This window comes from Pseudorhodoplanes sp., assembly GCF_046289595.1.
Taxonomy (GTDB): Bacteria; Pseudomonadota; Alphaproteobacteria; order Rhizobiales; family Xanthobacteraceae; genus Pseudorhodoplanes.
The window spans coordinates 14,329-38,169 of the sequence record NZ_JBKBVB010000011.1 but is presented as its reverse complement, the minus strand read 5'-3'; the positions used below and the strand labels follow the sequence as shown (position 1 = coordinate 38,169).

The window sequence follows — 23,841 nt, the reverse complement described above, 5'->3', positions numbered from 1 at the left end:
TGGCTGTCGCGAGCCGAGCCTTCGTCGTTTGGCGCTGCAGGAACGTAGGCCATACGAAGTGGAGTTCGATGAGCGGGCGACAGATCATGTTGACATGGGAGGGTCTCATTCCCCACAGGACGGCCCCATTGTCGCACTGGGCCTTCCGCCCTAAATGGTCGTGGTGAGGGCAGCCGGAGACCGCCACGATGACCGAATTGTCGATTGAAGAACTCGACCGCCGCATTGCGATCGTTCGCGACAACCTCCGGCAATTAATCGAGCAAGCCGCTGCGCGATCCGGCGCCGCCGACGAGGCGCTGGCGTCCGAGCGGATTTCCCAGCAGAGCGAGGAGCTTGAGCGCCTCACCAAGGAGCGTGACGCGTTGCTGGCCGCCAGGAAAGGCACGGCCTGAAGCCAGGCAGACAGGGTCTCCTCGCCTTCCTCACACCAATTCACGATAGTTCGCCCGCACCCACCCCATATTCCGCACGGACTTTTTGTGGTATTGAGGTCGCGTGAAGTCCGTACCAGCCGGCACCCTGGAGGGTCAGATGCTTGCGGATCGCTTCGAACGGCTTAACACGCCTGTAAAAGTCGCCATTTCAGTCGGCATCGTAGCCTTGTGCGCCTGGGTTGTGTGGTCCGGCGCAAAAGATCTCGGCTACCTGATGTAACTGAGATTTCCATCGGGACGGTTTGGATTCCTGTTGAGGGCTTCCGCTCTTGGCGCCAGCGCCTGAGCGGATCGGTGCTTGCGCCCGCGTTGCTGGAGGCGAGCGGACATTGGGCGCGCACTGCGGTCATGCCGACCTTGACATTCGCTGGCTTACAGCTTCAGCCAATAGGCATTGGCAGCCATGTCGAAGGTATCCGTGGCGACGAAACCGTCCTGCGCGTCCTTTTCCGCTTTCGCAATCGCGAAAACAGCCGATCCGGCCGAAACGCAGCCGTGCCGGGTTAGCGTCTGGCCGACTCCGCCGACCGATTGAAGCTGCACGACCCAGTGCGCCCGATATTCGCTGTCGGTGCGCTTCAGCTTGTGAATTTCGAAGATGATAATCGACGGATTCGGGGCTCTGGTCTCCGCCTGGGACACGACCACGATACCCTGCCCGCTCCGCTCCAGATCGCAGCTCGCCTCACGTCCCAGAGTTCTGTAGCGCTTCACAGCGCGCTCCACATTCCCCAATTCCGCTTCAGTCCAGGGCAAATAGTCCGCCAAAACCGCCTCTCACGCATTCTTTCAAACTGTTACGACGCGCCGCGCAGTGGTTGCAGCGCAACGCAATACGACATGGCCGGCACTTGCGCGGCCTTTCCACGCCAACTTGCATTTTCATCAAGTCGCGGGAGTCTTTTCGGTTGCGTCGTGAAGTTGCCATGAACGAAGAATACACATCTCCGCGTGGGAGGAGGGGTAACGAGAGGAGGACCGTCATGAGATTATCTTCCGGCGATCCGGCCCGCGTCGCTTACCCTGTATTTCGTCGGCCGATCTGTCCGTCGTGCGGTGACCCGCTGTTTGCGGCCGCCGCTACGGAATTTCTGGGGCATGGCAAGATCACAAATATCTGGGCCTGCGATACCTGCGAATACGAGTTCCGAACGGCCCACGCAGTCCCGAACGAAAACTGACATATCGCTTCATTAAACAATTTCAGGCTCGCCGCATCAACGGCGAGCCTCTTGTTTTGCAGCGGCGCTCGGCAACCGCAAGGAAATCCGAAATCGCCCCGTGAAATGTCAGTAGCCGTAGAGCCGTGCCGGATTGTCGACGAGCAGCTTCTTCTGAAGCACAGCATCGGGCGCGATCTGCGGCAACAGATCGACAAGGTCCGCCTCGTCTGCCTCATGGGTGGAATTGGGGTGCGGGAAATCCGTGCCCCAGAGCACGCGGTCCGGCGAAGCTTCCACGATCCTGCGTGCGATCGGGATCGCCTTGTCGTAGGGCGGCATGTCGATCCGCTCCGAGCCCGAGACCTTGATCCAGCAGCGGTCGAGCTTGGCGAGATCGAGCAGGGCTGCGAGCGGCGCCTGGTCGACGCCGTCCTTTGCCGGAACCCGACCCATATGGTCGATGATGAAGGGGAGCGTCAGCGAACGCATCATGTCCGAGAGCGGCACGATGTCCGGCGCATCGACATGCAGAACCACATGCCAGCCAAGTGGCTTGATACGGCGCAGGATGTTGGTGAACACCGCCATGTCCGGCGAGCCGCCCAGATGCTTGACGAAATTGAACCGCGCACCGCGCACCCCGGCGCGATGCATCATCGGAATATCGGCGCCCGGCGTGTTCTCGTCGAGGATGGCGACGCCGCGATAGACCGAAGGCTGCCAGGCGAGCGCATCCAGCATCGCCCGGTTGTCGCTGCCGTGGCAGCTCGCCTGCACGATCACCGCCCGTGTGACGCCGAGATGATCGTGCAGCGCCTTCAGCGTTTCTTTTGGCGCATCCTCCGGCGTGTAGCGCCGGTTCGGCGCATACGGGAAAACGTCGCCGGGACCGAACACATGGCAATGCGCGTCGCAGGCATCCGGCGGAAGCTGAAACGAAGGCTTCCGCCGCGTCGCAAAATCGATACCCGTCATTATCGCTTCTCGATGCCGGCCTTGTCGATGACGGCCGTCCACTTGGCGATGTCGTCCTTCAGCCGCGCCTGGATTTCTTCCGGCGTCGAGCCGCGCGCGTCGATGCCGAGCTCGAGCGCCTTCTTCTTGACCTCGGGATCGGCCAGCACCTCATTCAGCGCCTTGTTCAGGGTGGCGATCACGTCGGGCGGCGTGCCGGCTGGTGCAAAAATCGCGTTCCACGAAGTGACCTCCCATTTCGGCTCGCCCGCTTCCCTTGCGGTCGGGGCATCGGGGAGATAGGCGCCGCGCTGCGTTCCCGAAATCGCGACCGGGATAAATTTTTTCGCAGCGAGGCCGCCGCGCAGGGCGGCGTAGAATTCCGCCGCCATCTGCACGTCGTCACGCTCCAGCCCGATCAGCACCTCGCCGGAGGTCTTGAACGGCACGATCACGAAATCCAGCCCCGATACTGACTTGAACAGCTCGGCGCCGAGATTCTGGCTCGAGCCCGCAGCGATGGTGCCGACATTGAGCTTGCCGGGTTTTTCCTTGGCAGCTTTGACGAAGTCGCCGAGCGTCTTGTATGGCCCGTTGGCATTTGTGACGAGGATCAGGTCGAAATAGCCCATGGCCGAGACCGGCGCGAAATCCTTCAGCGGATCGAACGGCAGGCTCTTGAACAAGCCGACGCTGACCGCGGTGCCGTTGGTCAGCACCGCGAGCGTGTAACCGTCGGCCGGCGAGCCCAGCACTGCGCGCGCGGCGGCAATGCCGCCGGCGCCCGGATTGTTCTCGACCACAAAACGCTGTCCGAGTTTCTCGCCCAGCTTGTCGGCGACCAGGCGCGTGGTGATGTCGGCAACGCCACCCGCCCCGAACGGCAGCACGATCCTGACCGGCTTGTCCGGATACTTGCCCTGGGCGACAGCCGGACCGGCCGCGAAGGTCAGAGCCGCGGCGCAGGCTGCGGCGATCATGGTTGCGGGTCGAAACATCGGTCGTCCTCCCTGAAGATGTCCTTGATAAAATCCTTGGCGATTTCGGCGCACCAAACCGGTTTCGGCAGAACAATTCAAGGGCAATAGGCTAGCGGGGCGGTATATCGCCCGCCGCCCAGCCCCGCTTCACCCGCTCCCGATACTCGGCGAAAGTCCCGGCAGCGATCGCCTCACGCGCCCCGTGCATCAGCGTCTGGTAATAGGCCAGGTTGATCTGGGTCAGCAGCATGGCGCCGAGCGTCTCGTTCGCCTTGACGAGATGGTGCAAATAGGCCCGCGAATAGATCCGCGCCACAGGGTCCGGGCTGCGCTCGTCGAGCGGCCGCGGGTCGTCGGCATGGCGGGCATTCCTCAGGTTGACCGGCCCGTGCCGGGTGAAGGCGAGGCCGTGGCGGCCGTTGCGGGTGGGCATCACGCAGTCGAACATGTCGATGCCGCGCCAGACCGCCTCGATCAGATCGTCGGGCGTGCCGACCCCCATCAGATAGCGCGGCCGATCGGTCGGCAATGCCGGGGCGACGAGGTCGATCATTGACAGCATCACCGCCTGCGGCTCGCCGACCGCAAGCCCACCGATGGCATAGCCCTGGAAGTCCATCGCCACCAGCGCCCGCGCGCTCTCCACCCTCAGATCCGGATCGTCGCCGCCCTGCACGATGCCGTAGAGCGCATAGCCGGGCTTCGCGCCTTCGAAGGCGCGCTTCGATCGCTCCGCCCAGCGCAGCGACAGCTGCATGGCGCGCGCGATCTCCTCGCGCTTGGCCGGCAGGCGCAGGCATTCGTCGAGCTGCATCGAGATGTCCGAGCCCAGGAGCCGCTGAATCTCGATCGCACGTTCGGGCGAGAGTTCGTACATCGCCCCATCGAGATGCGAGCGGAAGGTGACCGCGTGCTCGTCGAGCTTGCGCAGCTGTGACAGCGACATTACCTGGAAGCCGCCGGAATCGGTGAGGATCGGCTTGTGCCAGTTCATGAATCGGTGAAGGCCGCCAAGTGCCGCCACCCGTTCGGCGCCCGGCCGCAGCATCAGGTGATAGGTGTTCGCAAGCAGGATGTCGGCCCCGGTGCGGGCGACATCGTCGGTTGTCACCGCCTTCACGGTCGCCTGGGTGCCAACCGGCATGAAAGCAGGCGTCGCGATCCGGCCATGCGCGGTTTCGATCTCGCCCGCGCGGGCCGCGCCGTCGGTCGCGATCAGGTGGAAGGAAAACGGCTTGGTCATCGGGCGGGGTGTAACAGGCAGGCGTCGCCGTAGGAATAGAACCGATAGCCCGTCGCGATCGCATGCGCATAGGCGCGCTGCATGACGTCGAGCCCGGCAAATGCCGAGACCAGCATGAACAGGGTCGAGCGCGGCAGGTGGAAATTGGTCATCAGGAGATCGGTGGCGCGGAAGCGATAGCCCGGGGTGATGAAAATGTCGGTGTCGCCGCAGAATGGAAGTACGCGGCCCGTCTCGTCCGCCGCGCTTTCAAGAAGCCGCAAGGCCGTGGTCCCAACCGGGACGATCCGTCCGCCCCGCGCCCGCACGTCATTCAAAGCCGCCGCCGTCGCCTGGTCGATCTCGCCCCATTCGGCATGCATTTTGTGGCCGGCCGTATCCTCCGCCTTGACCGGCAGGAAGGTGCCGGCGCCGACATGCAGCGTTACTTTATGCAGCGCTATACCTGTGTCCACGAGACGTGCCACGAGATCGGGTGTGAAGTGCAACGCGGCGGTCGGGGCCGCGACCGAGCCCTCCTCGTCCGCAAACATGGTCTGGTAGTCGGCCGCGTCGCGTTCGTCGGCCTTGCGCTTGCCGGCGATATAGGGCGGGAGCGGCATCTCCCCACGTTCGGCGATCGCCTGATCCAGCACGGCGCCGTGGAAGGCGAAGGCGAGCGTCACTTCCCCTGCCTCGCCCTTGTGCTCCACCGTCGCATCGAGCTGGCCGAGAAAACAGACCTTGCCCTCGTCGCCGAAGCGGACGACGTCGCCCTGCTGCAGCCGCTTGGCCGGTTTGACGAAGGCCAACCAGCGCGAGCCGTCGAGACGCTTGTGTAAAGTCGCCTCGATCTTCGGTTCCTCGCCGCGGCCGATGCGCCGGCCGGACAGACGCGCCGGAATGACCTTGGTGTCGTTGACGACCAGCGCATCGCCGATCCGAAGCAGCTCCGGAAGGTCGCGTACCACGCGATCCTCGGTCTGCGGCGTCTCTTTGGGCCGCACCACCATCAGCCGCGCGGCATCGCGCGGCGATGCGGGCCGCAGCGCAATGCGCTCCGGCGGCAGATCGAAATCGAAGAGGTCCGTACGCATCGGTGCAACACCGTCATGCCCGCGCTTGTCGCGGACCTCCACGTCTTGACAAGAGCGCAACGATTGAGACGTGGATGGCCGGGACCGGCCGGGCCATGACGACGCGGCAAAAGCGAATGGTCACGCATCCGCCGCGATCGTCGCCTTGATGATCTTGTCGGGATCGCGCACCGGCTCGCCGCGCTTGATCTTGTCGACATTCTCCATGCCGGAGATCACCTTGCCCCACGCGGTATATTGCCGGTCAAGGAAGGTCGCATCGTCGAAGCAAATGAAGAACTGGCTGTCCCCGGAATCCGGGTTCTGCGCGCGCGCCATCGACACCACGCCGCGCACATGCGGCTCCGAATTGAACTCGGCCTTCAGCTTCTTGCCTGAGCCGCCGGTGCCGGTGCCCTGCGGGCAGCCGGTCTGCGCCATGAAACCGTCGATCACGCGATGGAAGACGATGCCGTCATAGAAGCCCTCGCGGACCAGTTCCTTGATCCGCGCCACATGGTTGGGCGCAAGATCGGGGCGCATCTCGATGATCACCTCGCCCTTGGTGGTCTCGAGCTTCAGCGTGTTTTCCGGATCGGCCATGTCTCTGTTCTCCTGTTTCTTGACTGTTTGCTTCTTGCCTATTTCTTGTCGGCCTGCACATAGGCGCGCGTGATCCGGTCGGGATCGCGCACCGGCTCGCCTTTCTTGATCTTGTCGACATTGTCCATCCCGGACACCACTTCGCCGACGACGGTATATTGCCCGTTCAGGTGCGGCGCGTCGGCATAAGTGATGAAGAACTGGCAATTGGCGGAATCGACGCTGTGGCCGCCGCGTGCCATGCCGACAATGCCGCGGCGGAACGGCACCTGTGAAAATTCCTGCTTGAGGTCGGGATATTTCGACTTGCCCCGCCCGTCGCCGCGGTCGCCGTCGCCGGTCTGCGCCATGAAGCCCGCGATCACCCGATGGAACGGCGCGTTATCGTAAAAGCCGTCGCGCGCCAGTTGCTTCAGCCGGGCGGCATGTTGCGGCGCGATGTCATTACGTAGCCGGATCACCACCGGACCTTGCGTGGTTTCCAGCACCAGGGTGTTCTGCGGATCGGATTGGGACAGCGCCGGCCCGGCCCATACCAGCGCAGCCAACAGCACGGCAAAAATGCGGATCATGAGAGCTCCCGGAAAGTGTCGGACGGGTCAGGATGTGAACTTGGCCTTGAGCCTTGCGGCGACTGGTGGCGGGACGAAATGCGACACGTCGCCTCCCATTTTGGCGATCTGCCGCACCAGTGTGGCGGTGATCGGGCGCACGTTGGGGGATGCCGGCAGGAACACGGTCTGGATCTCAGGCACCATGGCGCCGTTCATGCCCGCCATCTGCATCTCATAATCGAGATCGGTGCCGTCCCGCAGGCCGCGGATCAGGAGCGTCGCGCCTTCACGTTGTGCTGCACGCACCACCAGATCGTCAAAGGTCAGACAGCCGATCTCGCAGCCGGTCTCTCGCGCCACCGGCCGGCAGACCTCGGCCAGCATCTCCATGCGCTCCTGCGCAGAGAAAATCGGGGTCTTGCCTGGATGAATGCCGAGCGCCAGCACCAGCCGGTCGGCCAGGCGCGCCGCCTGGCGCACGATGTCCAGATGACCGTTGGTCGGCGGATCGAACGAACCGGCATAAAGGGCTATTCGCGGCATGGCGTCCCGATCGGAGTTTCCGGCCGTCTTTCACGGCCCAAATCGAGAGAGTTTTCGGAAAAAACCCCCACGAGAATCAACGCGTTGCTAGCAATCCTGAAACAGAAACCGAGCCCCGCACAGTCGATTTAGCCGGACTTAAGCCGTGGGTCACTAGCCGTTGCCGGCCGGGAGGGCAAGCCAACGCCGAAGACGCGGCTGGCGTTCCCGAACTGTCACATTTTCGCGAGGGGCGAACCAAAGCCGTCCCTTGGGAGTCATTGGCGCACAGGAAGGAGGGTGTCGTGTCGAGCACGGCGGCAGGAATTGCCTGGACCAGAAGTATCTATGCGATCGCGAGCGCAGCCGTCCTTGCGGCTTCGATGATGGTGGCGATCCCGGCGTTGGTGAATGCCAGCGCTCCCACCTCGGGCGCGAAATCCGACCTTGCCGATTTCGCCGATTGCGAGCTGCGCAGCTGGCCGTATTACGCCCGTGTCTGCGTGCGCGACGAGACCCGCAATGCAGGACGTGCGGTGAATGTCCGGATCGTCGCCCTGGACCGCATCCCCCAAACCAAGATCGAGGCTGCCTCCGGCCCTGCCCCGGTCCGGCTCAGCCGCGAAGCGCTGATCGAGGCGGCGTCGATCCCGCCGTCCCATTTGGTCGCACCGTCAAGCTGGATGATGTCGTATGACGAGGCCAAGCTGAAACTCGCGGCGGGCGATTTCATCCGCCGCACGGTGCGTTAAGACAAACGTCCGGGCAAGCCACATTTTTCGCTGCTGCGCTCCGAACAGGCGCCGTGTGACATTCTTCAGTGGGCCCCCTGCAAGGCAACCCCCGATCGGGTTTGCGCTCGCGGCTTAGCCAAGAAACGGCAATTCCACGAACAGGTGGAAGCCGTTCAGCGAAAGCAGTGCGCCCGCGATTCCCAGCGCACCGCCGACAAAACTGAGCCAGACGATATCCGCGACGATGGCGACCGAGATCAGCACGATGGCGATCTGGAGCAGCGCTTCGGCATAGTCGAAATACGGATCCTGTTTCAGCGCATGATCGCGCTTGGCCTCGTATTCCCGCGCCCGCTGGATCAGCTCCTTCTTGCCTTCGCGGGTCTCGGGCTCGGATTCGTAGCGCGCCACCGTCTTGCGGTAGGCTTCCGCCTTCTTTTTCAGCTCGGCTTGGAGCTCGGGCGAGAGTGCAGGATCGTTCTGAGCGAGGCGCAACTCGAGTTCGTCCGCCGCCAGCGCAAACGACGTCTGCCGCATGTTCTTGGCCTGGAAGAAACTCCAGAAATTCGACGCCAGGATGTTGTTGTTCACCGCCTCCTTGCCGGCGTTCGATCCGCCGAGGCTCGTGATCGCAAGAATCATCGCGAAGATCGCGATGATGATTGCCGCGCGCTGCTTGAACGTATCGCGCGTCTTTTCCTGATCCATCAGTTCGGCAGCTTCGTCGGCCTTCATGGCGTCCACCCGGTTGTGCCGCGGCGCAGGATGCACCACGGTGATGACAGAAATTTCGCTGAATGTGTGACGTGCGGGCTCGCGCGCCCGCGATGCGACCCGCTGGACCGTTACGACCCGTTGGCGACGTCTTCGCCTTCTTCGGAGAGCCGCTCGACCGACACCACGCGCTCGTCCTCGGCGGTATCGAACACGATCACGCCCTGCGAGGACCGGCTGACGATGCGAATGCCTTCGACCTTGGTGCGGATGAGCTGGCCGCGGTCGGTGACCAGCATGATCTGGTCGGATTCCTCCACAGGGAAGGACGCGACCAACCTGCCGGTCTTCTTGCGGATGGTCTTGGCGCCCTTCTTGCCCTCGAGGATGCCCATCGCGACGATGCCCTTGCCGCCGCGATTGGTGATCCGGTACTCGTAAGACGAGGTGCGCTTGCCCATGCCCTTTTCCGTAATGGTCAGCACGAACTGCTCGGCCGCAGACATCTCGACATAGCGTTTTTCGCCGAGTTCGATGGCGTCGGCCGACGCCTCCTCGGCATCCCCCTCTTCGTCCGCGTCCGCCGCATCCGCCTCGTCGCCGCGCCGCACTGCATTGGCGCGCTTCAGATAGGCGGCGCGCTCTTCGGCGGTGGCATCGACATGGCGAAGGATCGTCATCGAGATGATGCGGTCGCCTTCCTCCAGCGAGATCCCGCGCACGCCCATGGACGAGCGTCCGGCGAAGACGCGAACGTCCGGAACCGCAAAGCGGATGCATTGGCCGTTCGCGGCCGTCAGCAGCACGTCGTCCTTTTCGGTGCAGATCTGCACATCGACAATGCCCTCGCCCTCGGCGAGTTTCATCGCGATAATGCCGGACGGACGGACATCTGCGAAGTCGGACAGCTTGTTGCGCCGGACCGTGCCCTTGGTGGTCGCAAACATCACGTCGAGTTTGTCCCAGGTGGTCTCGTCCTCCGGCAGCGGCATGATCGTGGTAATGCGCTCGCCTTGCGCCAGCGGCAGGATATTGATCAGCGCCTTGCCGCGCGCCTGGGGCGCGGCCACCGGCAGCTTCCAGACCTTGAGCTTGTAGACCTTGCCAAGCGAGGAGAAATACAGGACGGGCGCATGGGTCGAGGCAACGAACAGACGCGCGACGAAATCCTCCTCGCGGGTCTGCATGCCGGCGCGGCCCTTGCCGCCACGGCGCTGCGCCCGATAGGTCGAGAGCGGCACGCGCTTGACATAGCCCTGATGCGACACGGTGATGACCATGTCCTCGCGATGGATGAGGTCTTCCTCCTCCACCTCATCCATCTGCTCGACGATCTCGGTGCGGCGCGGCGTTGCGAAGTCCGCCTTCACCTTGGCCAGTTCGTCCTTGACGATCGCCTGGATACGCGCACGCGAGCGCAGGATGTCGAGATAATCGCTGATCTCGGCGGACAGCTTGTCGAGCTCTTCCTGGATTTCCTCCACGCCAAGCGCGGTCAGGCGCTGCAGGCGCAGGTCCAGAATGGCGCGGGCCTGGGTGTCGGACAGCCGGTAGGTGCCGTCTGGATTGATCCGGTGGCGCGGATCGTCGATCAGACGGATCATCGCCTCGACGGCCTTGGCCGGCCAGTCGCGCGAAATCAGCGCCTCGCGGGCCTCGTTGGCATCCTTCGAGGCGCGGATCAGCCGGATGATCTCGTCGATATTGGCGACCGCGATGGCGAGGCCGACCAACACGTGAGCGCGGTCACGCGCCTTGTTGAGCAGGAACTTGGTGCGCCGCGACACCACCTCTTCGCGGAAGGCCAGGAAGGACGCCAGCAGATCCTTCAGGTTCATCACCTGCGGACGGCCGCCTTCCAGCGCCACCATGTTCGCGCCGAACGAGGTCTGCAGCGGCGTGTAGCGGTAGAGTTGATTCAGCACGACGTCCGGGATCGCTTCCCGCTTGAGCTCGACCACGACGCGATAGCCTTCGCGGCTCGACTCGTCGCGAAGGTCCGCAACGCCCTCGATCTTCTTCTCACGCACCAGTTCGGCGATGCGTTCGACCATCGTCGCCTTGTTCACCTGATACGGAATTTCGGTGATGACGATGGCTTCGCGCTCCTTGCGGATGGTCTCGATCTCGACCTTGCCACGCATCACGATCGAGCCGCGGCCGGTCTCGTAGGCATTGCGGATGCCGCCGCGGCCAAGGATGACGCCGCCGGTCGGGAAGTCGGGCCCCGGAACGATGGCATTGAGATCGGCGATGGAGATCGCCGGATCGTCGATCATGGCGACGCAGGCGTCGATCAGCTCGCCGAGATTGTGCGGCGGAATGTTGGTCGCCATGCCGACGGCAATGCCGCCGGCGCCATTGGCCAAAAGGTTCGGGAAGCGTGCCGGAAGGACGACCGGCTCTTTTTCGTTGCCGTCATAATTCGGCTGGAAGTCGACGGTGTCGCTGTCGATGTCGGCGAGGAGCGCCATCGCGGGCTTGGCGAGCCGCGATTCCGTGTAGCGCATCGCCGCCGGAGGATCGCCGTCGACCGAGCCGAAATTGCCCTGCCCGTCGATCAGCATCAGGCGCATGGAAAAGTCCTGCGCCATGCGGACCAGCGAGTCGTAAATCGCCTGGTCGCCGTGCGGATGATATTTACCCATCACGTCGCCGACGATGCGGGCCGACTTCACGTATTTCTTGTCGGGCGTATGCCCCTGCTCGTGCATCGAATACAGGATGCGCCGGTGCACCGGCTTGAGCCCGTCGCGCGCATCCGGCAGCGCACGCGACACGATCACGCTCATGGCGTAATCGAGATACGAGCGCTTCATCTCCTCCGTGATCGACACGGGGCGGATGTCCGGCGGCAGGGCGCCTCCGGCGGATGGGTTTTCGGGATCGGCCAAGAAGGGGGTCCGGGAAGCTTCAAAATCGGCCGCAGCAATAGCCGATTCACGTCGGCAACGCCAATCTTTTCGGGCCGTGATCGGCGTATTTTTTCCTGCTATTTCAGGAAGTTATTACGTCCCTTTGGAGCGGCATGCAGGCTGCCCCAGCATTGCCTTTTTTGGCCTCCCGCGCGAGGTTTCCCGCGGCATGAACCCTGAGTTCTTCATCTCGGCCCTGGTGACGCTGCTGGTGGTGGTCGATCCGCTCGGCCTCGTTCCGATCTTTACCTCTCTGACCGCGCGGTTGACGGTCCCGGCGCGCCGAAAGGTTGCCATCCGGGCGAGCCTGATCGCCCTCCTGATCCTCTGCGGCGCGGCGCTGATCGGCGACTGGCTGCTGCGCCAGCTCGGGATCGGGCTGCCTGCCTTCCGGATCGCGGGAGGGCTTCTCCTGTTCTCCATCGCCTCCGAAATGGTGTTCGGGGTGCGGATCGTGCGCGAATCCAACACGGCAGAGGCAGCCGTGGAGGAGGAGCACGTCCGCAACGTCGCGGCCTTCCCGCTCGGCATTCCGCTGATGGCTGGACCCGGCGCCATCACCGCGGTGATCCTCCTTGCCGGCCGGGCTCAAGGCGACCCGAAACTGCTCGGGGGCCTGATCGCGGTGATCGCCGTCGTCATGGCGGCCTGCCTTGTCGCGTTCCTGATCGGCACGCGCATCACGAAGCTGCTCGGCGTCACCGGCAATGTCGTGCTGGAGCGGCTGCTTGGCGTGATCCTCGCCGCGCTCGCGGTGCAATTCGTGATCGACGGGGTGAAAGCGGTGTGGAGTTAGCGTGAGCGAGAACAATTCGTATACACAATTTTCTTGACTGCAGAATACAGATTGTATATACAATTCGTGAAATGAAGATCGTTTGGGACAAGCCGAAGCGCATCGCAAATCTGGAAAAGCACCGGCTCGATTTCCGCGACCTGACTGAGGCGTTCTTCGCTGACGCACTGATCATTCCGGCTCGCGACAAGCGCTGGCGAGGCATAGGTCCTAACGCAAATGGCGTGATCTGCGTTGTGTTCGCGAGGTATGGCCGCGCAGCAATCAGCGTCATCAGCATGCGCCCTGCGCGCAACGATGAAAGGAGGCTTTATGCCGAAGCTCTCAAAGACTAAGGCGGCCAAGGCCTATTCTACGAAAGACATGCGTGCAGTGTCTGACAATCCGAAATGGACCAAGCAAGACTTCGCCAAAGCGAAACCGTTTGCCGAGGTCTTCCCTGAACTTGCCGCAACAATCCGGCGGCGGGGCAAGCAGAAGGCGCCGACCAAAAAGGCCATCTCGCTGCGGCTCGATCCTGACGTTCTGGACGCCTACAAGGCCACTGGCGCTGGCTGGCAATCACGGATCAACGATGATCTGCGCAAGGCCAGAAATCTGGACTGAACATCGTAACCACTTGGCGGGGATCGTGATCACCCCTTCGCCATCCGCTCCCGCGCCGCCTTGAAACCCGTGACGAAGCGATGCAGCGTCTGTGAGGTCTCGCCGCGCTTGAGCATCACCTCAATGAGCGAGAATTGCCCGCGCCGCGCGACCGCCGCCTCCAGCGCCTCGCGCAGCTCCCGCCGCGTCGTCACGCGCACGCCGTGCCCGCCGAGATGCGGCGCGATCTGCGCAAAATTCCAGTCCGAGAGATCGTTGAATTTCGATTCCGGCTGGAACACCCGCAGCATTTCCCACGAGCAATTGTTGAACAGCACCACGATCGGATCGAGGCCGTAGCGGCGGCAATTGCCGAGCTCCCAGCCGGTCATCTGGAATGCGCCGTCGCCGACGAGGATCATCGGCCGCTCGCCGGTCGCGGCCGCGACGCCGATCCCGGCCGGCACGCCGAAGCCCATGCCGGCGTAATAGCCGGGCGCGGCAAGCTCGGTGTTCTCGATCTCCATCGCCGTGAACAGGCAATCGCCCATGTCCGCGGTCATCGGCATTGCGCCATGACGGTCGAACAGATCGTTGATCGCACAGGCGATGTCGGACGGCACAACAGCGGTCTCGTCCGCCGTCAGGCCGCGCGGATAATGAACCTGCGGCCGTGACACAGTGAGTGCACGCGGCGCTTCCGGCGCCCAGGTCGCCAGCGCCTCGACCAGATCGTCCAGAGGTATGCCGGGATAGACGTGATGACCGACGCGCACCTCGCGGTCGATCGCGAGCATGGTGCGGCGCGGATCGAGCTTGCGCCCCGACAACGCGAAGTTTGTGTCGGAGAGGATCACGCCAAGCAGCAAGAGCGTGTCGGCCTCCTCCACGAGGCGCGTGATCTCGGCCTCACCCGCCGCGCCCAGATATGTCCCGGCGACGATGTCGGGCGCATCCGCGAGGAGGCCGCGCCCCATGAAAGTCGTCACCACCGGAATGCCCAGCCGCCGTGCGAGCAGCGCAACCCTGTCCTCGATGCCGTAGCGGCGGATTTCAACATCGACCACGATCACCGGCCGCTCGGCCGACGCAATTCGCGCCAGCACTTCACTGGCGCATTCCGCCAGCGCCTCCTGATCGACCATCGCGCGCGGCAGCACCGGCACCTCGGCGCATTCGGCGTCCACCATGTCGCGCGGGATCTCGATATAGACCGGCAGCGCGCGCTCGCGCGCCGAGCGCAGCACCCGCGCAATCTCCGCAGGCGCGGTCGCGGCATCGGTCAGCACCGCCTGGTCGCAGGTGATCTCGCGGAATACTGCGAGCTGGGTATCGACGGTCGCGGCCTGATGATGCAGCAGCAGCCCGCTCTGCCGTTCGCGCGCCCCCGGGGCGCCTGCGATCACCACCACCGGCGAGCGCTCGGCATAGGCGCCCGCGACCGCGTTCACGACATTGAAGGCGCCCGCGCCATAGGTGACCACGGCAACCCCGATGCCGCCATGGAACCGCGCCGCAGCGTCCGCCGCGAAGCCGACGGCGGGTTCATGGCTCAGTTCGTAATGCGGCAGGATGGGGGACTGCTCGATCGTCTTGTAGAAGGGCAGCACGAAGTCGCCCGGAATGCCGAAGATTTCACGGGCGCCATGCGCCTTGAGCGCATTGAGGAGTGCGGTTCCGAGACTGGCCATGCCGCAAGTCTCGCATGGTTGCGCCCGGCCCGGCTAGCTCCCGAACACCACCTTGTGCATGATCCGGCCCGGCCAGAAGGTGAAGACGCCGGCAATCACCAGCGCGCCGAGGAACAGCGACGTCATCGCCCGCTTGTGGCTTGCGAGCCGATGCCTGCGCGCATGCATCACCGCCAACGGCAGCATCATCAATGTGAAGATCGCCAGCAGATGGATCCGGCTCCATGCACCGAAGGTCCGCAATTCGTGGATAAAGACAGCGGTGACGCAGACGGTGATCATCAGGACCACCCAGGCCCAGCCAATGGTCCGGTGCAGCGGCGTGCCCTTGGGAGCGGTAAACTGGACGAGGCCGAGCGCGAAGGCAGAGAGCGCCGCGACGGTGTGGATCTGGATCGCGTGCGAGGCCTGAATGAGCGGTTCGAGGGTCATCGTTGCGTCAGCGCCATTGCCTCACCAGAGTTGCGGCCGCGCGATCATCAGCCAGAAGATCGCGATCATGGCCGCGAAGGCCGGCCAGCCGAGGATGAACCAGTACCGGAAATAACGGTCATAGCCGGCGGGCAATGGTGCGCCGCTGCGCAGGGCGGCAATCGCAAAATCGCGCATGCGCTTCTGGAAGACGAGCACCGGGAGCCAGCAGGCGCCGACGAAAACATAAAGCGCGACCGCCGCGACGATCCAGGAATCGAGCAGCGAATGGCCCGCCACATAAGCGAGCGCGATCCCGGTGACCGGCTGCGCCACCACCGCAGTGGCGGTGAAGACGGCATCGGCGATCACCACGATGCTTGCCGTATGGGCGATGGCGGCGACGTCGCGCGAGCAATGCGCCATCAGCATGAAGAAGGCGATGCCGATCCCGGTGCCGAACAGCACTGTCGCGCCGACGATGTGGGCGAGCTTCAGGAGGTGATAGAGGTCGGGCATCGTTATCTCGTCAGTCCGCGGCGTGCCTGAACGACGCGGACCCGGAATCCGTCATCCCGGTCGTGGTTATGGATTCCGGATTCGTCCGCCTTCGCCTCACGGCTCGGCGTCCTCCCGGAATGACGGAAAACCTAGAACGGAATCTCGTCGTCCATGTCGCGACCGCCGCCGGCCATCGCCGGCTTGCGCGCCCCGCCGGTCGGGCCGCTGGAGCCGAAATCGCTGCCGCCGCCATAATCCGACACGCGGTCGCCACCGCCGCCGCCCTTGCCGTCCAGCATGGTGAGCTGCGAGTTGAAGCCCTGCAGCACGACTTCCGTCGAATATTTCTCGACGCCGTCCTTGTCGGTCCATTTGCGGGTCTGCAACTGGCCTTCAATATAAACCTTGGCGCCCTTCTTCAGATATTGCTCGGCGACCTTGCACAGGCCTTCATTGAAGATCACCACGCGGTGCCACTCGGTCTTTTCCTTGCGCTCGCCGGTCGCCTTGTCGCGCCAGGTTTCGGAGGTCGCAATCGACAGATTGGCAATCGGCCGGCCGTCCTGGGTGCGCCGGATTTCCGGATCCTTGCCGAGATTCCCGATGAGGATCACCTTGTTGACCGAACCCGCCATCGCACACTCTCCCGTTCCGAACACTGCGCCCGGCTCTCGGCCGCACGCTTCCCAAAAAACTTCCGCACCCTAGTGCGAAGCCTTCTCCGCGGCTTGCGGAAGCCGCGGAGAAAATCCCTTTTCCACAGCTCGCGGTGACCGGCGGCCGTTCAGGGCTCCGCTCGGCCATCTCAGCGCAGGTCGAACCTTGTTCTTGTTATGTTCTACCAGAGTGCAGCGGAGCCCGCAACCATGATCGTCAGTTCAGCTTCGGCAGCGCCTGCCGCAGCCTGGCGTATCCCGCCCAGGGATCTTTCGATCCAACAAAGCGCTCGACTTCCCCCACCGCGACCGGCCGCGCGCTGTCGAGCCGCGCCAGTTTTTCCCACGATACCGGCACCGCCACCGGCGCGCCCTTTCGCGCCCGCGTCGAAAACGGCGCAATTGCAGTCGCGCCACGCTGATTGCGCAGATAATCGACGAAGATTTTCCCGCGCCGCCTGGCCTTGGACATGGTGGCGATGAAGCGGTCGGGATCGTGCTCCGCCATCACCCGCGCCAGCGCCTCGGCAAATTCGCGGTGCTCGTCCCAGGAATGTCCGCGCTTCAGCGGCGCCACCACATGGACGCCCTTGCCGCCCGTGACCATCGGGAAGGATTGCAGGCCAAGCTCCTTCAGAAGCCCGCGCATGTCTTTCGCGGCCTGCTTCACGTGGATGAAGTCGAGCCCCTCGTCGGGATCGAAATCAAAGACGAGCCTGTCCGGCCTCTCCACCTCGTCGACATGGCTGCACCAGATGTGCAGTTCGAGCACGCCCATCTGCGCGGCGGCGACGAGGCCGCGCTCGTCCTCGATGTAAAGATAGCGGTCGGAGCCGGACTTCTCGCGAATCGAGATCGCCTTGAACTCATCCGGCCAGCCCTGCGAGGCGTGTTTCTGATAGAAGGTTTCGCCGCCGACCCCGCGCGGCGCGCGCACAAGGCTGAGCGGCCGGTCGGCGACATGCGGCAGAATGAGGTCGGCGATGGAGAGATAATGCGCGATCACGTCGCGCTTGGTGACGCCGGCATCCGGATAGAGCACCCGATCCGGATGGGTGATACGCACGCCCGCGATCTCCTCGGTGTCGCCATTGCGGGTGGTTGCGACATGCGGAGTGGGTTTGCGGACCCGCGAACGCGCCGGCGTTGTCGCCTTCCGCAGCGGCGACTTGCGCGCTGGCGCTTTCTTTGCCGCGGCTTTTCGCTCAGATCGCTTCGCCTTGCTGATCGGCACCGGTGTCTCCTTCACGATCTCGGTGGCCGGCTTGTCGCTCCGCAATCCCTTGAACGAGCCCTGCCGGATCAGCCCGTCCCGCGTCCAGCCCCGGAAGGCAATCTCCGCGACCAGTTTCGGTTCCACGAACCGCGCGCGCCGGGCGATATCGGGCGGCACATCCGGCACCGGCGCGGTCTTGCGCGCCAGTGCCTTGAATTGCTGGGACAGCCGGTCGAGCCCCTCGCCCGAATAGCCGCTGCCGACCCGGCCCGCATAGCGAAAGCCGTCGCCTTCCCGCACCGCCAGCAAGAGCGACGAGAACGGGCGCCCGGCCTTGTCCGACGGCCGCCAGCCGATGATGACGAATTCCTGCTCGAAGCCGCATTTGCTTTTCAGCCAGCTTCGCGTCCGGCCGGAACGATACGGTGCGTCGGCCTGCTTGGAGACCAGCCCCTCCAGTTTCATGGCGCAGGCCTGTTCGAAGGCTTTCGCGCCGCTGCCGACCACATGATCGGAATAGATCAGCGGCGCGCGCGTTCCGCTCATCAGGTTGCGCAGCTTTTCCTTGCGCTCGGTCAGCGGCCGTTTGCGAAGGTCCAGGCCGTTCAGTTCCAGGAGATCGAACAGGTAATAGGTCAGCGCGCCTTTGCCGGTCGAGAGCGCGTCCTGTAGCGCCCCGAAATCGGTATGACCCTTTGCATCGGCAACCGCGATCTCGCCATCGAGCAGCGCGCTCTCGCAGTTGAGGCGCTTCAACGCGGGTACGATGCGCGCGAACCTGTCGGTCCAGTCGAGGCCGTTGCGGGTATAGACCGCAACGTTGCCGCCCGCGATCGCGGCGACGGCGCGGTAGCCGTCATACTTGATCTCGTGCAGCCAGTCATTTCCGGCGGGCGGCCCCTCGACCAGAGTCGCGAGTTGCGGTGCGACGAAGGCCGGAGGCTTTGGTGCCAGCCGCTTTGCGCTTGATCGGGTCGGCGGCGGATCGGATGGATCGCTTTGCAAGGGATTGCTTTCCGGCTTTTTTTTTGAGCCGCAGCGCTTGCTGATCGCTGACGTGCCGGTGCCGGACATGATCTGCGGATCGCCTTTCGCTGCGCCGCGGCCCTTGCGGATCGAATGCCAGACCGCCTTGCCCTCACGCTTGCCTTGCGCGATCTCGTCCATCGTGCGGCCGGACTTGACGCTTGTCACCTCGGTCTCGACCGAAGGCGCGCCACCGCGGCGCATATAGTCGTCGAGTTCTTTGATCAGCAGCCAGTTGTCGCCCTTGTCCTTCGGCGAGCGCTTGCGCAATTTCACCAGTGCCCATTTGCCGTGCAGGCGCTTGCCGTGAAGGATGAAGGCGAGCTTTCCCTTTTTCAGTTGACCGTCGACGTCGGGCTCCTGCGGCGTCCAGGTGCCGGTATCCCACAGCATCACGGTGCCGCCGCCATATTCGCCTTCGGGAATCGTGCCTTCGAACGAGCCGTATTCGATCGGATGATCCTCGGTGCGGACCGCAAGCCGCTTGTCGTCCGGGTTCTCGCTCGGGCCCTTGGGCACCGCCCAGCTCATCAGCACGCCGTTCCATTCCAGGCGGAAATCGTAGTGCAGCGTGCGCGCGGCATGTTTCTGGATCAGGTAGCGGAGCTTCGATGTCTTCTGCTTGCCGACCGCGCCTTTCGGCTCCGCAGTTCGGGCGAAGTCACGCTTGGCGTGGTATTCGCGCAGCGATCCGCGGGGCATTGTTGGTCCTCACGCGCTGGTCGGACTCCCTCCCCCTGAAAGGGGGAGGGTTGGGGTGGGGGTCAATTCGCAAGACCCCCTCCCGATTTGCATCGCTTCGCTCGCAAATCGACCTCCCCCTTTCAGGCGGAGGCGAAACGAGCCCGCGGTAAAAATCGTTGCCACGAAGTCACGCCGCCTTGCGGCGGCTGGGCTTCTTTGCCGTCTTTGCGCTCTTGGCCTTGGCGCTCTTTACCTTGCGCGCGGGCTCTTTCGTCTTGCCTGCAGGCTTCGCCTCGTTGCCGGTTTTGCCAGCACCACCCTTCCCTACGCTGCGCTTGAGCGCATCCATGAGATTGATGACGTTGGACACCGGCGGCGTTTCCTCAATTTCGCGCGGCGCGCGCTTTTCCTGCTTCGCCTTGATCAGTTCGCGTAGCGCGGCCGTATAGCTGTCCTTGAACTTCTCAGGCTGGAAGTCGCCGGCCTTCTTCTCAATCAGCTCCTCGGCGAGCGATACGAGATCGGCATCGACCTTCTTCGACGGCAGCGTGTCGAATGCCTCGCTCGGCTTCCTGATCTCGTCGGCGTAGCGCAGCGTTTCCAGCAAGAGACCTTTGCCATACGGCTTGATCGCGACGATCGAGCCCTGCCCGCGCACCACCAGCTGGCCGAGGCCGATCTTCTTCGTTTTCTTCAGCGCGTCGCGCAAAACGATATAGGCCTCGGCTGCGTCTTCGTCCTCTTGCGACGGCACGATATAGAACGGCCGGTCGAAATAGACCGGATCGATCGCGTTCTCGTCGACGAACTGGGTCAGGTCGATCGACTTCTTGGCCTCGAGCTTGACGTCGTTGATCTCCTCGTCGGTGAGGAGAACGTACTTGTTCTTCTCGACCTCGTAGCCCTTTACGATCTCCGAGGCATCGACCGGCCCGATGCCGGGGACCACCTTCTCGTAGCGGATCCGCTTGCCGGTCGGTTCATGGATCTGGTTGAACGAAATCCGGCTGGTGGATTTGGTGGCCGGCAGAACCTCGACCGGGATCGAGACCAGCGCCAGACGGATCCGGCCCGACCAATACGCACGCGTGGGCATGGGAAACCCTCAACTACAGAACTGGCGCCATTCAAGGTCATAAAGCCGCCCGCGCCAAGGCGGTTCCGCTTCAATTCGGAGCGACCGGCACCACATTCGCAGGAAAGGATGAACGGACTTGTCCCCAGACGAAGATGAGACACGCACTCGGGTGCGATCCACTCTGGCGCGACGCTGACGTTCTCACTATGTTCGCTCCGACCCTGAGATGAGTCCGTTCGTGCCGTCCCGGCGCCGGACCCTGATCCCGAAGACCGGCCGCATGAACGATCTGTTCGAGTCCAGCAAGAAGGCGCCTCGTTCCTCCGGCGCACCGCCCGGCGACCGCCGGATCATCGCGATCCGCGGCGCGCGCGAGCACAACCTCAAGAATATCGACGTCGACCTGCCGCGCGATGCGCTGGTGGTATTCACCGGCCTGTCCGGGTCGGGCAAGTCCTCGCTCGCCTTCGACACCATCTATGCCGAGGGCCAGCGCCGCTATGTCGAGTCGCTGTCGGCCTATGCGCGGCAGTTCTTGGAGATGATGCAGAAGCCGGACGTCGACCAGATCGACGGGCTTTCGCCGGCGATTTCCATCGAGCAGAAGACCACCTCGAAAAACCCGCGCTCGACCGTCGGCACCGTCACCGAGATCTACGACTATATGCGGCTCTTGTTCGCCCGGGTCGGCGTGCCCTATTCGCCCGCGACCGGGCTGCCGATCGAAAGCCAGACGGTATCGCAGATGGTGGACCGCGTGCTGGCGCTGCCGGAGGGCACCCGCCTGTTTATCCTCGCGCCGGTCGTGCGCGACCGAAAGGGTGAGTACAAGAAAGAGATTGCCGACTGGATGAAGCGCGGATTCCAGCGGCTGAAGATCGACGGGCAATATTACGAGATCGCCAACGCGCCCGCGCTCGACAAGAAATTCAAGCACAATATCGACGTGGTGGTCGACCGCATCGTGGTGCGCGCCGACATCGCGCAGCGTCTCGCCGAAAGCTTCGAGACTGCGCTGCATCTCGCCGAAGGCATGGCGGTGGCGGAGTTCGCGGACGGCGGTGTCGCCGCCGAGGGCAAGCGGCTGAAGGGCTCGCATGCCGAAGAGCGCATGCTGTTCTCCGAGAAATTCGCCTGTCCGGTCTCCGGCTTCACCATCGCCGAGATCGAGCCGCGCCTGTTCTCGTTCAACAATCCGTTCGGCGCCTGCCCGAAATGCGGCGGGCTCGGCGTCGAGCAGCATATCGATGCCGAACTGGTCATCCCCGACAAGGACGCGACGCTGCGCAAGGGCGCCATCGCGCCCTGGGCCAAGTCATCGTCGCCCTATTACATGCAGACGCTGGAAGCGCTCGGCAAGCATTACAAGTTCACCCTCGACACCAAGTGGAAGGCGCTGCCGAAGAAGACCCAGGACGCGATCCTGTACGGCTCCGGCGACGACGAGATCAAGTTCACCTATGACGACGGGCTGCGCTCCTACACCACGAAAAAGCCGTTCGAGGGCGTGATCACCAATCTGGAGCGGAGATTCCGCGAGACCGAGAGCGAATGGGCGCGGGAAGAACTCGGCAAGTACTTCTCCGACGTGCCATGCGACGCGTGCCAGGGCTTCCGCCTCAAGCCCGAAGCGCTCTGCGTGAAGATCGGCGGACTTCACATCGGCGAAGTCGCCGACATGAGCATCAAGCGCGCCGCGGAATGGTTCGAGGCGATCCCGGAAAAGCTCAGCAAGCAGCAGAACGAGATCGCGGTCCGCATCCTGAAGGAGATCCGCGACCGCCTGCGCTTTCTCGTGGACGTCGGCCTCGAATATCTCACGCTCGCGCGTGCCTCGGGCACACTCTCCGGCGGCGAGAGCCAGCGCATCCGGCTCGCCTCGCAGATCGGCTCCGGCCTGACCGGCGTGCTCTATGTGCTGGACGAACCCTCGATCGGCCTGCATCAGCGCGACAATGCACGGCTGCTCGACACCCTGAAGCGGCTGCGCGACCTCGGCAATACCGTAATCGTGGTCGAGCATGACGAGGACGCGATCCGCCTCGCCGATCATGTGCTCGATATCGGCCCTGGCGCCGGCGTCCACGGCGGCAAGATCGTCGCGCAGGGCACGCCCGACGAGGTGATGGCGAACCCGCATTCGCTGACCGGCAAATATCTCACCGGCGAATACGGCATTCCCGTTCCCGAGCGCCGCAAGCCGTCGAAGCACCGCATGATCAGGGTCGTGGGCGCGCGCGGCAACAATCTGAAAAACGTCACTGCCGAAATCCCGCTCGGCCTGTTCACGGCGGTCACCGGCGTCTCCGGCGGCGGCAAATCGACCTTCCTGATCGACACGCTCTACAAGGCAATCGCCCGCAAGCTGAACGGCGCGAGCGACGCCCCCGCCCCGCACGACCGCATCGAGGGGCTGGAGCATATCGACAAGATCATCGACATCGACCAGTCGCCGATCGGCCGCACGCCGCGCTCAAACCCCGCGACCTATACCGGCGCCTTCACGCCGATCCGCGAATGGTTCGCGGGCCTGCCTGAGTCAAAGGCGCGCGGCTACGAGCCCGGCCGCTTCTCGTTCAACGTCAAGGGCGGCCGCTGCGAGGCCTGCCAGGGCGACGGCGTCATCAAGATCGAGATGCACTTTCTGCCGGATGTCTACGTCACCTGCGAGACCTGCAAGGGCAAGCGCTACAACCGCGAGACGCTCGACGTCACCTTCAAGGGCAAGTCGATCGCCGACATTCTCGACATGACGGTCGACGAGGGCGCGGAGTTCTTCAAGGCGGTGCCGAAGATCCGCGATATCCTGGTGACGCTGCAGCGCGTCGGCCTCGGCTATATCCATATCGGCCAGCAGGCGACCACACTCTCCGGCGGCGAGGCGCAGCGCATCAAGCTTGCCAAGGAATTGAGTAAGCGCGCAACGGGGCGCACGCTCTACATCCTCGACGAGCCAACCACGGGGCTTCACTTCCACGATGTCGCCAAGCTGCTCGACGTCCTCCACGAGCTGGTCGAGACCGGCAATTCGGTGGTGGTGATCGAGCACAATCTCGAGGTCATCAAGACCGCCGACTGGATCATCGATCTCGGCCCCGAAGGCGGCGACGGCGGCGGCGAGATCGTGGCGGCCGGCACGCCCGAGGACGTGGTGAAGGAGAAGCGCAGCTACACCGGGCAATATCTCAAGCCGGTGCTGGCCAAGGGCGGCCCGAAGCGGAAGCGGGTGGAGGCGGCGGAGTGAGGCTGCCTTCTCCCGCTTGCGGGGAGAAGGTCGCGATCGGCAAACGCAGGCAAGTATTCGCAGCCTGCGTAAACTTGGC

Annotated in this window: 22 protein-coding genes; 6 read left to right on the top strand and 16 right to left on the bottom strand. The window is 63.8% G+C overall.

The genetic code is table 11. The features are described from left to right. The first annotated feature begins 188 nt into the window (after window positions 1-188). Entirely contained in the window at window positions 189-395 is a 207-nt protein-coding gene (locus ACK41X_RS04585) for a hypothetical protein (protein ID WP_409719731.1), read from the top strand. Between the two features lie 414 nt (window positions 396-809). Here ACK41X_RS04585 and ACK41X_RS04580 read toward each other — a convergent pair whose 3' ends face one another. The 8 genes from ACK41X_RS04580 to coaD all read right to left on the bottom strand — a co-directional run bounded on the left by ACK41X_RS04580 (window position 810) and on the right by coaD (window position 7,532). After that, a complete protein-coding gene (locus tag ACK41X_RS04580) occupies window positions 810-1,151 on the bottom strand; it encodes a hypothetical protein (RefSeq protein ID WP_409719729.1) in 342 nt (113 codons plus the stop codon). 575 nt (window positions 1,152-1,726) lie between these two features. Beyond that, complete coding sequence (locus tag ACK41X_RS04575; RefSeq protein WP_409719727.1) at window positions 1,727-2,575, bottom strand: amidohydrolase family protein; 849 nt, start codon at window positions 2,573-2,575, stop codon at window positions 1,727-1,729. Continuing rightward, window positions 2,575-3,552, bottom strand: a complete 978-nt coding sequence (locus tag ACK41X_RS04570) for a Bug family tripartite tricarboxylate transporter substrate binding protein (RefSeq protein WP_409719725.1) — start codon at window positions 3,550-3,552, stop codon at window positions 2,575-2,577. The genes ACK41X_RS04575 and ACK41X_RS04570 overlap by 1 nt, the downstream gene beginning before the upstream one ends. A gap of 91 nt (window positions 3,553-3,643) precedes the next feature. Further along, window positions 3,644-4,777 carry a tRNA guanosine(34) transglycosylase Tgt gene (gene tgt, locus ACK41X_RS04565; protein WP_409719723.1) on the bottom strand — a complete coding sequence of 378 codons (1,134 nt, stop codon included), beginning with the start codon at window positions 4,775-4,777 and terminating at the stop codon, window positions 3,644-3,646. Then, window positions 4,774-5,853 carry a tRNA preQ1(34) S-adenosylmethionine ribosyltransferase-isomerase QueA gene (gene queA, locus ACK41X_RS04560; RefSeq protein ID WP_409719721.1) on the bottom strand — a complete coding sequence of 360 codons (1,080 nt, stop codon included), beginning with the start codon at window positions 5,851-5,853 and terminating at the stop codon, window positions 4,774-4,776. The genes tgt and queA overlap by 4 nt, the downstream gene beginning before the upstream one ends. A 120-nt stretch (window positions 5,854-5,973) precedes the next feature. Continuing rightward, entirely contained in the window at window positions 5,974-6,435 is a 462-nt protein-coding gene (locus ACK41X_RS04555; RefSeq protein WP_409719719.1) for a peptidylprolyl isomerase, read from the bottom strand. Between the two features lie 38 nt (window positions 6,436-6,473). Beyond that, on the bottom strand, window positions 6,474-7,007 hold the full coding sequence (locus ACK41X_RS04550; protein WP_409719717.1) for a peptidylprolyl isomerase: 534 nt from the start codon (window positions 7,005-7,007) through the stop codon (window positions 6,474-6,476). Between the two features lie 27 nt (window positions 7,008-7,034). Further along, complete coding sequence (gene coaD / locus ACK41X_RS04545) at window positions 7,035-7,532, bottom strand: pantetheine-phosphate adenylyltransferase (RefSeq protein ID WP_409719715.1); 498 nt, start codon at window positions 7,530-7,532, stop codon at window positions 7,035-7,037. A 284-nt stretch (window positions 7,533-7,816) separates the two neighbouring features. Here coaD and ACK41X_RS04540 point away from each other — a divergent pair, with 284 nt between their 5' ends. Beyond that, window positions 7,817-8,263 carry a hypothetical protein gene (locus ACK41X_RS04540; protein ID WP_409719713.1) on the top strand — a complete coding sequence of 149 codons (447 nt, stop codon included), beginning with the start codon at window positions 7,817-7,819 and terminating at the stop codon, window positions 8,261-8,263. A 114-nt stretch (window positions 8,264-8,377) separates the two neighbouring features. On the opposite strand, the gene ACK41X_RS04535 is transcribed toward ACK41X_RS04540, so the two are convergent. Together ACK41X_RS04535 and gyrA are read right to left on the bottom strand one after the other, a co-directional pair. After that, on the bottom strand, window positions 8,378-8,980 hold the full coding sequence (locus ACK41X_RS04535) for a DUF4337 domain-containing protein (RefSeq protein WP_409719711.1): 603 nt from the start codon (window positions 8,978-8,980) through the stop codon (window positions 8,378-8,380). A 110-nt stretch (window positions 8,981-9,090) separates the two neighbouring features. Beyond that, window positions 9,091-11,853, bottom strand: a complete 2,763-nt coding sequence (gene gyrA / locus ACK41X_RS04530; RefSeq protein ID WP_409719709.1) for a DNA gyrase subunit A — start codon at window positions 11,851-11,853, stop codon at window positions 9,091-9,093. A gap of 190 nt (window positions 11,854-12,043) precedes the next feature. On the opposite strand from gyrA, the gene ACK41X_RS04525 reads away from it, so the two are divergent. From ACK41X_RS04525 to ACK41X_RS04515, 3 genes are all read left to right on the top strand, one after another. Continuing rightward, entirely contained in the window at window positions 12,044-12,670 is a 627-nt protein-coding gene (locus ACK41X_RS04525; protein ID WP_409719707.1) for a MarC family protein, read from the top strand. A gap of 71 nt (window positions 12,671-12,741) precedes the next feature. Next, on the top strand, window positions 12,742-13,005 hold the full coding sequence (locus ACK41X_RS04520; RefSeq protein ID WP_409719705.1) for a BrnT family toxin: 264 nt from the start codon (window positions 12,742-12,744) through the stop codon (window positions 13,003-13,005). Next, entirely contained in the window at window positions 12,983-13,276 is a 294-nt protein-coding gene (locus ACK41X_RS04515) for a BrnA antitoxin family protein (RefSeq protein WP_409719703.1), read from the top strand. Before ACK41X_RS04520 ends, ACK41X_RS04515 begins: the two co-directional genes overlap by 23 nt. Before the next feature lie 29 nt (window positions 13,277-13,305). Here ACK41X_RS04515 and ipdC read toward each other — a convergent pair whose 3' ends face one another. The 6 genes from ipdC to ACK41X_RS04485 all read right to left on the bottom strand — a co-directional run bounded on the left by ipdC (window position 13,306) and on the right by ACK41X_RS04485 (window position 20,536). After that, a complete protein-coding gene (gene ipdC, locus ACK41X_RS04510; protein WP_409719701.1) occupies window positions 13,306-14,946 on the bottom strand; it encodes an indolepyruvate/phenylpyruvate decarboxylase in 1,641 nt (546 codons plus the stop codon). A gap of 33 nt (window positions 14,947-14,979) precedes the next feature. Further along, complete coding sequence (locus ACK41X_RS04505) at window positions 14,980-15,378, bottom strand: DUF2306 domain-containing protein (protein ID WP_409719699.1); 399 nt, start codon at window positions 15,376-15,378, stop codon at window positions 14,980-14,982. 21 nt (window positions 15,379-15,399) lie between these two features. Continuing rightward, window positions 15,400-15,876, bottom strand: coding sequence for a DUF2269 family protein (locus ACK41X_RS04500; protein ID WP_409719697.1), 477 nt, complete (start codon window positions 15,874-15,876; stop codon window positions 15,400-15,402). Between the two features lie 131 nt (window positions 15,877-16,007). Then, on the bottom strand, window positions 16,008-16,493 hold the full coding sequence (locus ACK41X_RS04495) for a single-stranded DNA-binding protein (RefSeq protein WP_409719695.1): 486 nt from the start codon (window positions 16,491-16,493) through the stop codon (window positions 16,008-16,010). Between the two features lie 238 nt (window positions 16,494-16,731). Continuing rightward, complete coding sequence (gene ligD, locus ACK41X_RS04490) at window positions 16,732-19,458, bottom strand: DNA ligase D (RefSeq protein ID WP_409719693.1); 2,727 nt, start codon at window positions 19,456-19,458, stop codon at window positions 16,732-16,734. A 169-nt stretch (window positions 19,459-19,627) separates the two neighbouring features. Continuing rightward, window positions 19,628-20,536 (bottom strand): Ku protein, encoded by a 909-nt coding sequence (locus ACK41X_RS04485; protein ID WP_409719691.1) that lies wholly within the window; start codon window positions 20,534-20,536, stop codon window positions 19,628-19,630. Between the two features lie 262 nt (window positions 20,537-20,798). On the opposite strand from ACK41X_RS04485, the gene uvrA reads away from it, so the two are divergent. After that, window positions 20,799-23,762, top strand: a complete 2,964-nt coding sequence (gene uvrA, locus ACK41X_RS04480; protein ID WP_409719736.1) for an excinuclease ABC subunit UvrA — start codon at window positions 20,799-20,801, stop codon at window positions 23,760-23,762. Window positions 23,763-23,841 lie beyond the last annotated feature (79 nt).

Excerpts from the sequence above, each read along its gene's own strand:
- ACK41X_RS04585 (WP_409719731.1), top strand. The coding sequence starts at position 189 with ATGACCGAATTGTCGATTGAAGAACTCGACCGCCGCATTGCGATCGTT.
- ACK41X_RS04575 (WP_409719727.1), bottom strand. The coding sequence starts at position 2,575 with ATGACGGGTATCGATTTTGCGACGCGGCGGAAGCCTTCGTTTCAGCTT.
- ACK41X_RS04570 (WP_409719725.1), bottom strand. The coding sequence starts at position 3,552 with ATGTTTCGACCCGCAACCATGATCGCCGCAGCCTGCGCCGCGGCTCTG.
- tgt (WP_409719723.1), bottom strand. The coding sequence starts at position 4,777 with ATGACCAAGCCGTTTTCCTTCCACCTGATCGCGACCGACGGCGCGGCC.
- queA (WP_409719721.1), bottom strand. The coding sequence starts at position 5,853 with ATGCGTACGGACCTCTTCGATTTCGATCTGCCGCCGGAGCGCATTGCG.
- ACK41X_RS04555 (WP_409719719.1), bottom strand. The coding sequence starts at position 6,435 with ATGGCCGATCCGGAAAACACGCTGAAGCTCGAGACCACCAAGGGCGAG.
- ACK41X_RS04550 (WP_409719717.1), bottom strand. The coding sequence starts at position 7,007 with ATGATCCGCATTTTTGCCGTGCTGTTGGCTGCGCTGGTATGGGCCGGG.
- coaD (WP_409719715.1), bottom strand. The coding sequence starts at position 7,532 with ATGCCGCGAATAGCCCTTTATGCCGGTTCGTTCGATCCGCCGACCAAC.
- ACK41X_RS04535 (WP_409719711.1), bottom strand. The coding sequence starts at position 8,980 with ATGAAGGCCGACGAAGCTGCCGAACTGATGGATCAGGAAAAGACGCGC.
- ACK41X_RS04525 (WP_409719707.1), top strand. The coding sequence starts at position 12,044 with ATGAACCCTGAGTTCTTCATCTCGGCCCTGGTGACGCTGCTGGTGGTG.
- ACK41X_RS04520 (WP_409719705.1), top strand. The coding sequence starts at position 12,742 with ATGAAGATCGTTTGGGACAAGCCGAAGCGCATCGCAAATCTGGAAAAG.
- ACK41X_RS04515 (WP_409719703.1), top strand. The coding sequence starts at position 12,983 with ATGCCGAAGCTCTCAAAGACTAAGGCGGCCAAGGCCTATTCTACGAAA.
- ipdC (WP_409719701.1), bottom strand. The coding sequence starts at position 14,946 with ATGGCCAGTCTCGGAACCGCACTCCTCAATGCGCTCAAGGCGCATGGC.
- ACK41X_RS04505 (WP_409719699.1), bottom strand. The coding sequence starts at position 15,378 with ATGACCCTCGAACCGCTCATTCAGGCCTCGCACGCGATCCAGATCCAC.
- ACK41X_RS04500 (WP_409719697.1), bottom strand. The coding sequence starts at position 15,876 with ATGCCCGACCTCTATCACCTCCTGAAGCTCGCCCACATCGTCGGCGCG.
- ACK41X_RS04495 (WP_409719695.1), bottom strand. The coding sequence starts at position 16,493 with ATGGCGGGTTCGGTCAACAAGGTGATCCTCATCGGGAATCTCGGCAAG.
- ligD (WP_409719693.1), bottom strand. The coding sequence starts at position 19,458 with ATGCCCCGCGGATCGCTGCGCGAATACCACGCCAAGCGTGACTTCGCC.
- ACK41X_RS04485 (WP_409719691.1), bottom strand. The coding sequence starts at position 20,536 with ATGCCCACGCGTGCGTATTGGTCGGGCCGGATCCGTCTGGCGCTGGTC.
- uvrA (WP_409719736.1), top strand. The coding sequence starts at position 20,799 with ATGAACGATCTGTTCGAGTCCAGCAAGAAGGCGCCTCGTTCCTCCGGC.